The following is a 12,906-nucleotide window of genomic DNA, read 5'->3' as shown; positions in this document are numbered from 1 at the left end:
ATTTTAAACGGTTGTCGCTATCGTCGAGCCCGTGTGAATGTTGATAAGTCCTTTCACATTCTGTTTTTTCTTGGACTTATCAATATTTGCATGGGCATACGCGGTGGCTTTCGCTTTTGACGCTCCGCTAAAAACATTTTCCGGCTTCAGGTTCTCGATTCCTTGGTGATCCCTGTTGTGGTAGCGTCGCAACCATTTCTCTATCCCCAAATACAACTTTAAACCGTTGTCGGCCGGATTCAGGTAAATATGGTCCCTTTTTAGCGTTCTCCAAAAGCGTTCGATGTAAATGTTGTCCAAGGCTCGGCCTTTGGCGTCCATACTGATGTTTATTCCCTCTTTCTTGAGATAGTTCACGTATTCCCCGCAAGTGAACTGGGAACCTTGGTCACTGTTGAGTATTTCCGGTTTACCGTGAATCTCAACGGCCTCACGCACCACTTTTAAAGACGCCGCGGCCTCAAGCGTATTGCTCAAACCCCAACCCACTATGTACCTGCTGTAGACGTCGATAATCGCCGTCATATACATGAAACCGCTAGCCATGGCTATATAAGTGATGTCTATCGACCAGACCTGGTTTTTCCTGACAACTTTCTTTTCCTTAAGCAGATACGGGTAAACGTATTTTGCCTCTCCGGGCTTGCTCAGATTCTTTTTCGGGTAAATAGGGTAGAGATTCGCTTTGCGCATCAAGCGCCTAACCCTTTCATAGGAAGGGTTGAATCCTTGGTCACGCAAGGCTGATCTCATGCGCAAAACTCCCGCCGTGGGTTCGTCGATCATGTGCCGGTCCATAAGGCGCATCAACTCCAAGTTTTCCGCGTTTTCCCCCTTTGGGCTGTAGTAGTATGACGAACGGTAAAGCTCCAGACAGTCGCACTGACGGCGAATGCTCAGCTTATCCCCGGGGTCGACAAGGAGACGCAAATCTATAGACGCCCCAACTTCTTTAAGCTTTTTTTTAGGAAGTCGTTTTCCATCTCAAGCTTTCCTATTTTACTGTACAGTTGGTCTGTCGCCTTCTCCGTTTTCTCGTGTTCTTTTCTATCTTTGCCACCCTCAAAAACGCTGGACGAGCGCTGCAGAAACTCATTTTTCCATTGTGAAATCTGGGTGGCGTGAAGATCGTACCGTCTGCAGAGTTCTTGGGTGGTTTCTCTTTCCTTCAGTGCTTCGATCGCTACTTCCGCCTTGAATTTGGCGCTGAATTTTCTGCGTGTCGTTCTCGTTTTCATGCCCATAATTTAGTGATTTTTAAACTAAGACACTGGTCCGAAAATTCAGGGGTATTATATAGGCTTTGCAACTCTCCTAAACGACGGTCCTAAAAAACCGGCGACCGTCAAGAGTTTAATTTTCTCAGGCTAAAAAAGACAAACAAAAGGCCCATGAAAAAAATCGAAGTGTCCTCAACGGATCTTATTCCGGAGGAAAAATACCCGGTCATCGCGACAGATATCGCTGGATGCCAAATCTTTTCGGACGGAGTCTCACGACTAGTCGGTAAACTGAAGTTTAGCGAGATAGAGTCGGAGGTGGACGAACAACGGAAAGAGGAAACCGCCCTCAACAAACTCAACAGGATCAAGGATCTTCAGGGAGCGGTAGCCACGTACACGGTGCTTGTGGAACAGGAACTCAACCCCGACCGCAAGAAAGTTTTGGAAGCCAAGCTGAACAACTACCAAGGACAGCTTACGCTCAAGACTGTCGAGGCCGAAGTCGCCAAGAAAAGTTTCTTCGCTCCTTTGCTTGAAGAGAACATCAAGCAGTCGCAGGGTAGCGTTTACTCGGAGCTTTTGGAAGAGGCGATGATCGATTACCTCAACGATTTTGTAGTTCCGGGGAATATTGGTGAAGGAACCGTCACTTTCCAGGGCGTAGAATACGTCGCCGAAGCGGTGACCGGCTAAACGTCGGTAAAAAGGCTGGCCGGTTTGCCTAGAGCTCCCTATTCGGGGGCTTTTTTTATAGTAAAGAGTCCAGAGTAAAGCGTATAGAGTACTATGGCTGTTTGGGTTTAGTGCTGAGACTGGTAGTTGTTTTTATAAGATCTTCCAGAGGAATGAAAGAATATAGACGCCTTGATTTGCATGAACGGGAAATGATCCTTCGCCTCCGGGCTTGGGGCGAATCCCGGCGTTCCATCGCCAAATTTTTGAGGCGTTCGCCATCCACCATCAGCCGGGAGCTACAGCGAAACACCATCCAGTTTTCCGGATACTGCCCGGACTTGGCCCACAGACTGGCCGAAGCCCGCCAACGCATTTGCGTAGGCCATAACCGCCGGCGCCCGGATTACAAACGCTTGGTAGGCGTTCGGGATTTCCGGTTGAAGCTGCCCAGGGTGTTTATAGCGTGGCATTCCGACGACAAATTCTACCGCCGGGGCCTCACCGGATTTATCGGTAGCCAAATGTACCGGCTCAGGTCCCTCTTCAAAACCGACGACAAGCCCTTCCATTACTTCGATCTGTTCGAGCACCACCGCCTGCTCCGGCGTTGGTGGCGCTGGCGAGAGTTCCGCGCCGACCTGAAAGCCATCCAAAACGGTGAAAAAGTAAAGCCACCCCCACAAAAACGAAGGCCAAGCCTAAGCTACAGCAAAAGCTCCAAAACCGAAGCCACACCGAAAATACAACCCGACACACACCGACGGGCCGGATAAGCCTGTCCAAAAACCGGCGAAAAGCCCGCTTTTTTCCACATTGTGGAGAAGGGCGGGCTTTTTTCGTTTTCGGGACGGAGGCTTTCTCGGTAGACGGTGGATTTTAAGATTGTTTTAGGAGGGCTGAGGGGATAGCTTTTAATTTTTTAATAATTTTTTCAAGTTGATTTTGGTGTTGCGTTAGCTCACGTAATTTGACTCCTGTCTTTTAGTTAAACTCTAGACTTTTATTCAAATAAAAGAAGTTATATTATTAAATTATAGTGTATTTGTTTTTCAGAGACCTTATGGCTATCCAGAACTTTGTGTTGAATATTCAGTAAAAATGAAAGGCATTACGTTGATCGGTTATTAGCATTAATAAACCAGCTATAAATTAAAATTTAAATGGAATCAAGAATTACTGCAGCTGTTATTACAGGTATATCGACCATAGTTGCAACATTATTGGGAGGGGCTACAACTTGGTTTTGGACTAAAAAAAACAAAGGGACTCGGAATTTGGCAAGCGTTATCAATGGAGAATGGAAAGGTTTAGTAATTGAAGACATACCAGTAAACGGCAAGACTAAAAAATATGATGTTTCTTGGCATTTTGTAATTAAAAGACGAAAAATTATTTGTGATTCGGTTTTAGAATATAGGGAAAATAAGAGAGAGGAAATACACCAGAAAAAATATTTATTACATGGAAGAATTACACACGATAAATTTATTATGCTTGATTATTATATGACAGATAATAATCAAGTAAACTTCGGCACCGAAGTTATAGAGATCAATCCTGTGGGTGATGTATTTAAAGGCAAATATGTTGGTTTCTCATCTAAACAAGAAAAAATCCTAACAGGAAAAATTTATGCAAAAAGAATAAAATCCTAAAATTACTAATGCTAACACTGTATAAATTTCATAGCCGAGATAGTAGTAAATTCAAGGTTTGTGCCTGTCCCACATTCTGTATAATTCGACAAGGAAGTTGCATGAAATTCACACTCACCGTTGTACTTAGCTATAAAGAATGAAAATAGCTTTAATTATCATATTCCCCCGCTATCGCAAGCATCCATGCTTGTGATTTTTCTTACTGCAAGCTTCCAAGCTTTCCCGTTCAGTTTTTCCAGTCTAGGTGAGGCAAGCTTGGAAGCTTGCAGTATGTTTAGTCACAAGCTCGGAAGCTTACGACGGCCGGGGAATTACCAAAATTAGGATAACTAATCACTAAAATATGATATCATTAGACGAAATAAAATTATTCTTAGGGGATGAGAATATTGAAATTGAAACCAGCCAAGGCAAATTCATATTATGCAAAGCAGATGAAATTCAAGAATTCTACCCTAAAATATACAGTTATGGCTTAGATGATGAAAGAGAATATTTTACTCCCAAAGGGAAAGACCCAAAAAAGGAGCATGGTATTTATACTGGAAAAGCCATAAACCTTATGAAAAATTCAGAATATTATGACCCGTTGGGCGTATTAATGTATTTGCCTGATTTGAAAATGGTCGGGACTTGGGATGGAGGCCACTACCAAATTGGAGTGTTTCAAGGTGTAACGTGGAAAGAAATCTCTGCAGATCTAAGTTCTTTTATTGTTAGTATGTGGGGTAACAGAAATTTTGACAACATTCTTGAAGTCTTTGAACCTTGGGATAAATGGGAATTTAAGCCTACAGAGATTAAAGAAGAAGAATAGAACTCGTCACAACATGCGCTAAAAATGCATAACTCGCTACGCTTGTTCACTTCGCCATTTTAGCACCATCGACAGCATTACGAAAAAGATGAATCTATACGAAAGATACTTAAAGGGAGAAACTAAAGAAGTTCATGATGACATCGGTAAACTTGGTTCTTACGCTTTTGATGAGTCTCACAGAAAAGAGGTTGAAAAAGTAATGGAGGAAACTTTTGAGAGAGTCTCATTTAACCTTAAAACCATCTACAAAGAACTTGTTAACATTGGGTATCTCTTTAAAACGGATATTGAATTCGATTTTGAAAAACCATTACACTCCCCACTTAAAAATACTGAATCATTAATCGAGAGGTTAGACCTTGCTGTTAAAGACTTTGGCTTTGTACCTCTATCATTGAAATATTTTTACAGAATAGTCGGTGGGGTAAATTTTGTCTGGGATTTTGAAACAAATGAAGAGTTTATGTGGGATATGGCCGATCCTATTCAAGTTTCTAGTCTTGACAGTATTGTAGAGGAAGTAACAACCGAATATTGGAAAGAAGACATTCAACAATATGTAGATGATGAATATTTTGGATGCGCATTTTTAGATTTATCGGCAGATGACTTACATAAAGACAATGTTGGCGGCGGGCAACCTTACGCTATAGAAATAACTAGGGAACCATCCGTAGACGCCAGATTTATGAATGAACCACACGAAACATCTTTTATAAATTATTTGAGAATATGTTTTGAAAACTGCGGATTCCCTGGAATAGCAAGAATAGATACTAATAATGATTACAAAGCATTCTTTGACAAGGTAAAACCGCAATTAAAAAAGATATAAAACACTGTACTGCAATTTGTATAACGCATATGCATGCGGGACGCAAACGCACCATACAGGAAACGTTGGCATTCATTTTAAGAGCGATAGCGCAAAACTGAAATAGGTGAGATACTTTAAATACAAATGGAATGAAACAAGGGGAGACCAATATGATAATTGGGGGCACTCTTTATGGTATTTTGAAATTGGCGAAGACTATTTTCCAAGCCGACAGATTGAGATTTATGACAACGGAAAGATTCTGAAATACTCGCAAGATAGACTTGAAGATGAATTTGGCGGGCTCGGATACGAAAAACTTGATCTGTCAGAATTTGACGGAACAGAATGCACAAAAATGGAATTTGAGGAAAATTGGAATCGCTAAATCACATAAAAGGAGCCATTGCGAGCACCCATGCATGTGATTTTTCTTATGGCAAGCGCCTCTTATAACACACCTTATTTTTTGAAACTCACCGACACTAGTCTCCCCTCTCCTTCCCTCCATCACGCTCAAATCTCCCCATTACCCTAAAAATCCGGTTAAATGCACGCATGATGATTGATTTGTTATAGGTATAGATGGAAATGGTCCATATATTCGGCCAAGCAATTTTTAAATTTACTCTTCCAAAAATTACCCTTTGCCCGTAGGCTTTCTTTTGCGTCCAAGAAATGGCATGGCTGGAAATACACCCGTTTTCGGCTACTTTCGGAATCTTCTGCCGAACATTTCCAATGGCCTAAAAAACGCCCTGCGGGCTAGTGCATAAAGAACGAATCACATAAAATATGAAGAATTTTTTTATACGGTCGCTGATGGCGGCTGTCCTGATTTTGCCTTTCTCCGGATTCGGACAAGAGCAAACCACCTCGGTCCTGTTTCTGGGAAACAGCTACACCGGAGCCAACGACCTGCCCGAGCAGTTCAGAAAGCTCGCCAAATCCGGAGGAAAAACCGTGTACGTACAATCCTACACCCCCGGAGGCTATAGGCTTGACCAACACCTGAAGAACGACCACACCCAAGGGCTTCTCAGTTCCAGAGACTGGAATTATGTGGTGTTGCAGGACCAAAGCCAACAGCCGATACTGAACGGCGGCGGTAACCGGAATTCCATAACGGAATTCGTAAGGAAAAAAATCAAGACTCCCCAAAATGGTTCCGAAGGAGTGGTGTATATGACTTGGGGCAGAGATGAGGGCAACGCGTGGCTCAAACAAATGGACATGACCTATGAGGAAATGGCCCAACGGTATATCGACCATTATACCAATATAGGCAAGAACCTGCCGGTAAGGATCTCCCCCGTGGCCGTGGCCTTCCGCAAGGCCAAAGCCGAAGGCTTCTCCGTTTACGCCGCCGACGGCTCGCACCCCAGCAACACCGGCACCTACCTGGCCGCTTGCGTTTTTTACGCCACGCTGTTCAGGGAATCGCCGGCGGTTGATTACAGCAGTGTTGGGGACGACGCCCAAAGGCTCCAACAAATAGCGTCGGAAGTGGTGCTGAACAATAGCGAATCACGAACATGGAATATCGACCGGGACTGGTTTCCGGAGGGCACTATGGGGCATTCCAATCTCGGAACCCTTTTCCCTCCGAAAAAAGTGCAACCCATGAAGCCAATCAATTTGGAGGACCTGTCGAAGTCCGCGGGGATTACGCAGGTTACCGTCAACAAGAAAACGCTGTGCAAAACATACGCTCCGAGCGTAGACGCAACACTGCACTTCGCCGAGAACGGTTACCTCGACAACCGGTACCTTTACACGGCCTCTCTCACCAAGGGTTTTACCCACGAAATAGAAATCACCGCCTATAAGCCGGCCAGTTATAAGAATACGCCCGTAGTGCAGGTTTATATCGACTTCAATAACAACGGCCTTTTCGACGACAGCGAAAAAGTCCTTCTCGACGACGTGACGTTCGGCACCACCACGGCCAAGGCCCAGTTTGTGGCGCCCCCTACGGCGGTGGAAGGCAAATTATTGCATATGCGGGTAATGGTGGGCGGAGAGTCGGGCAAAGAGCTTCCGATAACTTTCGCCACGCAATATAAGGGCGAAACGGAAGACTACAGCGTGCTGATCCAGCCCCAGCCTACCATCGTGTTCAACACCTTCACCAGTTTCTGCGATGGCGAGCCGGTGGACCTTAGGACAAAAACCGAGGCCGAGACGCCTTTGCAGTTCCGGATATTGGAAGGCGCGGACTACGCCCGCCTCGACGGCTATAACTTCCACCCGATCAAAGCCGGGGACGTAAAGATTCAGGCCTATAACGACAAAGGGGACAGCTATATCCAGACAGTCACCGTGGCCAAAAAAATCCCGGAAATTAAATTTCCCCAAGAGACAACCGCTTCCATTACCAAAGGAACGATACCGTTGTACGCGTTGACCAACTCCGACGGAAGCATCAGCTATGAGGTAATCACGGGCAAAGATGTGGTAAGCGTGGAAGGAAGCACCTTAAAACTTCTAAAGACTGGAAAGGCCATTGTGGTCGCCATATTGGAGGGATCCGACTGCTATTTACCTAACGCGGCGGCCATGAATATCGAAGTTACGCCTCCGTTGGAAGAAACCGAAATCACGGACTTCGAGGATATAACCTTAAGCTGTACTGACGAGCCGGTAGCGCTGAACCCGAAGACCAATTCCGACGGAGACCTGAAATTGACTGTAGTCTCGGGAGCCGGTATCGTGTCGGTCCAAGGCGGAAAGCTTAAGGCCTACAAATCGGGCAAAGCGAAGGTAAAAGCGTTTGTAGACGCCACGGACAAACATATCGATGCCGAAAAGATCATTGACGTTACGGTAACCGGCGTAACTTCTAGCATAGATTTCGGCGACGTGCCCGAAACCATTTACGTGGGCGACATTATCGATTTCGCTCCGAAAACCATTCACGGCGACCGGGCCTTTGTCAAAACCGACCGCGCTTCCGGACTTTTGATTTCCAGATACAACAATAAGATCAAAGCCCTGAAGCCGGGCACCGTTACGCTGACGGCTTACCACCACGGCGACGGCTGTATTGAGGCCACGGAAGACGTATTCGAACTGAAAATCGTGGAAGAGTCTATCGTATTCAATGACTTTAGCCTGAACTGCGACTCCGATGCGGTCGATTTATCGGAGAAAGTCACGGCGGACAAGCCGGTAATGTTCCGGATAGTAGAAGGCAAGGAGTTCGTGACGCTAAACGGTTCGGAATTGCACCCCGTAGCCGGCGGAGTGGCGACAGTGGAAGCCTACGGTTCCGGCAACACCATGGCCCGGGCGAAAGTCACCGTGAAAAAATACGGAACCCAAATCACGGCAACCTCCCGGATTTCCGCCAAAACAACCGATCCGAAGAAGGAACTTACGTTCGACACCAACTCGGACGGAACGGCCACCTTTGAGATACTCGACGGCGATGACATAGTATCGGTGGAAAACGGGAACCTGAACTTTTTGCGCCCCGGTGTCGCTAACGTTAGGCTGAACATTGGGGAAACGGGTTGCTATAAATCCGCCCAACATATTTTCACCGTAGAGGTAACCGCTGAAACCGCCCTGATAGACGGGCTGAAAGATCTGGAACTGTCTTGCGCCGGAGACCCTGTCGAATTGACGCCCCAAACAAACTCCGACGGGGCAATGACGCTGGAAGTGGCGGAAGGGACGGAGGTCCTGAGGCTTGAGGGCAAAAAAGTGATTCCCGAAAAAGCGGGAACGGCCAAAATCAAGGTATCGGTAGCTTCCACTGACAAATACGGCAAAGCCGAGAAGACGATCAGCGTTACGGTGGCACCGGTGGCTTCGGGAATAGTGTTCGGAGAGATTCCCGACAAAATATACACAGGAAAAACGGCCCCTCTGGACGTGCGCACCATCCATGGCGAAAAAGCGACACTGAGTTTGGGTAGCGGATCCGAAAAGGTTGCGGAAATCACAGCCAATTTGTTCAAGGCCATCGGTCCGGGTAACGTGAATATAGTGGCCCGCCACCCCGGCGACGGTTGCGTACAGCCCGCCGAAGCTGTCAAAACGGTCCAAGTATTGAAAGTCTCGCTGTTGGGTATCGAAGACGAAAGCGTAGCCGCCGTTCCCAATCCGTTTGGGGATCGCCTTACGGTGAACCTGTCGGAGCATTCCGGCAACCTGACCGCCAGCGTCCACGCCCTGGACGGCAAAGAAATCCTAACGGCCACGTTCCGCAACGCACCATACCGCATCAACACCGCGGACCTGAGGCCGGGAACATATATCTTGGTTATCAAAGGAAAAGGGACCAACAAGTCTTTCAGGATTGTAAAAAGATAATCCACCTTCAAACAATCATACCGAAAAGGTCCGCCAACAAGATTTGGCGGGCTTTTTTTGTTTACCACCATCCCAAAATCAGAAACACTATAAAGAAATGAAAACCGAATATTAATACAGACCCTACGAATAAAGGTCTCAACCGACGACAGATAAGTCTCTATTTCCTAATTGGAATTTAAATCCAATTTTTGATCATAAACACAAAAGCGATCAAGAACAGGATGTCAAAACTTATCACACTATTTATTCTTCTGGCCGTTTTAACTCCAAAAGCAAAATGCCAGAATTTCACCATATCAGGTGTAGAGTATAAGGACGTAGCGTTTAATGAGGATGTCCACGAAGATATATCAAGGTACTTGGGCTCATATGTCTTAGGCAAATCAAAGAATGGAGGATCCGAAGGAATAGTCCGCCTTATGATCAACACATTTGAAGGCGAGGTATTCGCTCAGATCAGAGAGTTTGAGTATACCGTGGAAGGTGGCAGATCCAATCCCTATAAGCATATTTTCACGAACCTCACTAATGTCAGAATCAATTCAGGCTGGTTTATATCAAGCGAATTGGTAGGGAGATTTGTTGACGTCACGGAAGGAGAATTCAAAGGAAAAGCCCTCCTTATCGATAAATCGTCTATTGAGTCAATCGTCAAAAACGAGTTCGGATTCAAGACAGGCCTGAATGAATATTATAAAGGCTGGTACCACTTCGCCTCTTACCGTTCATTAACCGAAAAGGAACTAAGGCTCTATTCGAAAGAAGAGCTTCAGATTATGAGAAACGAAATCTTCGCCAGATATGACTATGATTTCAAGACGGAAAAAATGCAGGAATACTTCGACCGTATGGGATGGCATGTTCCCAATTACAGTAATGTGAATGATCTTTTGACAGAACTTGAGATTCGCAATATCAATCTGATACGGTCACTAGAAAAGTAATCCAGATTATCTTGCCACCGCCTTGGGTTAAACAACAAGGAGCTCTATTATTGAATCTTAACGACGATAAAACAAACAATGACAAAAGAAGAGATCCTTGAAAAACTTGAGAGTTTGATCTTAAAAGCTCACGAAAGCGGTGATAAATATGATTTTATAGACGATGCTTATGATCTGACAGACGAAATCGAAGAGCGTGAGAATAATATCGAATTCGTCGAGCCAATCTTAAAGTTAATCGAAAGGAGCCCAAACATTGATTTTGGCGGTCCCGGACCCTTGGGCAGTTTTATTGAACTGCATTACAAAAAAGGGTATGAAGAAATTCTGGTAGAGTCTCTAAACAGAAAACCGACCGAATACACAATCTTCTTATTGCACCGATTAATAAACGACAAAGCAAACCCTAAGAGAAAGACGTATTTAGAGCTTTTGAAAGTTATAGCCGAGAATCCGGGTTTGGATTCGGAAATAACCGAAAACGCTAAGGAAAGCTTAACGTATTTTGAATGATAACCCAGAGCAAACGAAATGGAGAAAGAGCGTAAAAGGTTATTCTTATTAGAAAGGGAAATCTCGCCGTATACGGGCGAAGATCTTTTTCTGGGCATCTTTGACAATCATAAACTCGCCGAAGACAAAAAAGCCAACCTCATAAACAAGTATCGCCTTAAAGACGAATGGAAGGAACAAGCCTATAAAGACGTTGACTTGGTTAATGACCTTAAGATTATTGACGTCTGCGATAAAATAGACGAGGGATCTTCTTTTGAAGAAAGTGAGAGTGTTTTTCTTGTGTGCAGGCTAGTTGAGATGTTTGGCCAAATCATGAAAGAGCTGGTCCTTTTATCTTCCGACAAATCAAAAATGGAAAAGGCCGTTAATGAAAGAAACAATAATATAGGCGAAGACGAATGCGCGTACTACAAGCTTGAAGAGGTAAAGCTGAACAACTAGATTTTTGAAACCGATTACCCAGCGCAACCACCTAATATACAGGCTAAAATTATGTGAAACAGTTCTGTTTCATTCGCCTTACGGGTCCGATCAATATTGATTCCTATACATTCCAAAAGACTAATTTCAGGCCTTTATTTTTCTTCCATAACCGCCATGCTTTTGGATGGAAGAAAAATTTGTAGCCGTATTTAAGAAGATTTTTTGGTTACTTTTTAATCTCTTAAAAAGTAATACCGGAGCTTGTTATAAGCAATCCGTTTATGGTTTCGGGATATCGTATTTTAAATGCCGATAATTATGTATGGAGTATACAAGGGTTAAAGGCCTATTAGATAATGAAAGAATTCAACCTATATAAAGACATCAAAAATTCGATTAATCAGAATGCTTTTCGGATTAAAAAATATGGGTTTAAAAAATTCAAAGAGGGGCAACTTGCCTATGAATATCATTTTACCAGCACAAACGGCAAAGGAGACGAAATCGATATAAGTTTCGAAGCGATTTCTTCCAGCCCTATCTGGGTACGGATTAACAATACGCACCTTGAAAGGATACTCGAAGACAAGAAATTAGAGGAAATAAGAAGCGCAAAAAACGCATTGTATAACGGTAATTTCAATAAGTATTTGGAGTTGGAAGATGCCAAATACCTAGGAGATAACTTTGAAAACTACAAAGCCAGAGGAAAGGAGCTGAATGACCAGGAACTTAATAGAATCTTTGAGATACTCGGAGATAAGCTAGAGGAGTTGTTGGTTAAAAGTGATCAGCGGTGTTTGTCAATTAAAGAGCCTCCCCCACTATCAGACACGGTTTTTTCTTTACGGGAAGTGTCAAAAACAGCAGAATTCAGAAACGATTTCGAGAGATATAAATATTTGATTATTGAGACTGACAAGTGCCAGATAGAGATATTCTCAATAGAAGAACTTAACAGCGCTTTGGAGTGGTTATCCGATAAAAATATCACAAACATTGAATGGGAATTTGTAGAATAAAGAAAACCTCTTTAGCATATAGAAACGTTACGATTATCAGTTTATGGGAAGACTAGAAAATGAGGAATGGTATATCACATCGAGTAAGAAGTTAATCGATAAATACGGGGACGTACCGCCACCATGGATCTACGAACCTGAGGCCTCTCCATACAGTATCGGATGGAGAATGGGCGGAGGAGAGGGTCATATCAGTATTTTGGGCGAATGGCTGGATCAAAAAAAGCCGAGTTTCGACGAACGCGTCGAATACCTAAAAAAATACGATCCGCCGGGCAGATGGTACTTTTGGGCCATCAGATTCTTGTGGGAAGTCAATCTGTACGAAACCGATGACGAGCAATTTCTTCCCTATTTGAAGAAGTTGAACAAACTGGGCTTCGGCAAAACGAAAGAAGAGATCGAGATAGATTCCGATCGGGAAGATCTTATTTAAAGTCGTTTATCCTCCGCTCCCGTAAGATTAGCAAAAACCCATGCACTAA

Annotated in this window: 14 protein-coding genes; 12 read left to right on the top strand and 2 right to left on the bottom strand. The window is 44.2% G+C overall.

The window, feature by feature from the left end:
• Positions 1-3: 3 nt before the first annotated feature.
• Both AABK39_RS02685 and AABK39_RS02680 read right to left on the bottom strand, forming a co-directional pair.
• Entirely contained in the window at positions 4-930 is a 927-nt protein-coding gene (locus AABK39_RS02685) for an IS3 family transposase (RefSeq protein WP_338392370.1), read from the bottom strand.
• A gap of 2 nt (positions 931-932) precedes the next feature.
• Positions 933-1,238 (bottom strand): transposase, encoded by a 306-nt coding sequence (locus AABK39_RS02680; protein ID WP_338392371.1) that lies wholly within the window; start codon positions 1,236-1,238, stop codon positions 933-935.
• 153 nt (positions 1,239-1,391) lie between these two features.
• Here AABK39_RS02680 and AABK39_RS02675 point away from each other — a divergent pair, with 153 nt between their 5' ends.
• The 12 genes from AABK39_RS02675 (at position 1,392) to AABK39_RS02620 (ending at position 12,857) form a co-directional block, all read left to right on the top strand.
• Complete coding sequence (locus AABK39_RS02675; RefSeq protein WP_338393373.1) at positions 1,392-1,916, top strand: hypothetical protein; 525 nt, start codon at positions 1,392-1,394, stop codon at positions 1,914-1,916.
• Between the two features lie 152 nt (positions 1,917-2,068).
• Positions 2,069-2,671, top strand: coding sequence for a helix-turn-helix domain-containing protein (locus tag AABK39_RS27675; RefSeq protein WP_421825151.1), 603 nt, complete (start codon positions 2,069-2,071; stop codon positions 2,669-2,671).
• Positions 2,672-3,058: 387 nt separating this feature from the next.
• Positions 3,059-3,553, top strand: coding sequence for a hypothetical protein (locus AABK39_RS02665; protein ID WP_338393372.1), 495 nt, complete (start codon positions 3,059-3,061; stop codon positions 3,551-3,553).
• Positions 3,554-3,899: 346 nt separating this feature from the next.
• Entirely contained in the window at positions 3,900-4,373 is a 474-nt protein-coding gene (locus AABK39_RS02660) for a hypothetical protein (protein WP_338393371.1), read from the top strand.
• 88 nt (positions 4,374-4,461) lie between these two features.
• Positions 4,462-5,211: a hypothetical protein gene (locus AABK39_RS02655; protein ID WP_338393370.1), complete on the top strand. Its 750-nt coding sequence runs from the start codon at positions 4,462-4,464 to the stop codon at positions 5,209-5,211.
• 106 nt (positions 5,212-5,317) lie between these two features.
• Positions 5,318-5,581 (top strand): hypothetical protein, encoded by a 264-nt coding sequence (locus AABK39_RS02650; RefSeq protein WP_338393369.1) that lies wholly within the window; start codon positions 5,318-5,320, stop codon positions 5,579-5,581.
• A gap of 407 nt (positions 5,582-5,988) precedes the next feature.
• The gene (locus AABK39_RS02645; RefSeq protein WP_338393368.1) at positions 5,989-9,513 is read left to right on the top strand and encodes a GEVED domain-containing protein; all 3,525 of its coding nucleotides are present in this window, start codon (positions 5,989-5,991) and stop codon (positions 9,511-9,513) included.
• 224 nt (positions 9,514-9,737) lie between these two features.
• Positions 9,738-10,460 (top strand): YARHG domain-containing protein, encoded by a 723-nt coding sequence (locus AABK39_RS02640; protein ID WP_338393367.1) that lies wholly within the window; start codon positions 9,738-9,740, stop codon positions 10,458-10,460.
• Positions 10,461-10,538: 78 nt separating this feature from the next.
• Positions 10,539-10,973 (top strand): hypothetical protein, encoded by a 435-nt coding sequence (locus tag AABK39_RS02635; RefSeq protein WP_338393366.1) that lies wholly within the window; start codon positions 10,539-10,541, stop codon positions 10,971-10,973.
• 18 nt (positions 10,974-10,991) lie between these two features.
• Positions 10,992-11,417, top strand: a complete 426-nt coding sequence (locus tag AABK39_RS02630) for a hypothetical protein (RefSeq protein ID WP_338393365.1) — start codon at positions 10,992-10,994, stop codon at positions 11,415-11,417.
• A gap of 338 nt (positions 11,418-11,755) precedes the next feature.
• On the top strand, positions 11,756-12,421 hold the full coding sequence (locus AABK39_RS02625) for a hypothetical protein (protein WP_338393364.1): 666 nt from the start codon (positions 11,756-11,758) through the stop codon (positions 12,419-12,421).
• 43 nt (positions 12,422-12,464) lie between these two features.
• Positions 12,465-12,857, top strand: a complete 393-nt coding sequence (locus tag AABK39_RS02620) for a hypothetical protein (protein ID WP_338393363.1) — start codon at positions 12,465-12,467, stop codon at positions 12,855-12,857.
• The last annotated feature ends 49 nt before the right edge of the window (positions 12,858-12,906 follow it).

Origin of the sequence: Fulvitalea axinellae (assembly GCF_036492835.1) — a bacterium.
GTDB classification, from domain to species: Bacteria; Bacteroidota; Bacteroidia; order Cytophagales; family Cyclobacteriaceae; genus Fulvitalea; species Fulvitalea axinellae.
Note: the sequence above shows the minus strand (reverse complement) of the source record. Positions and strands in the feature narration are given on the sequence as shown.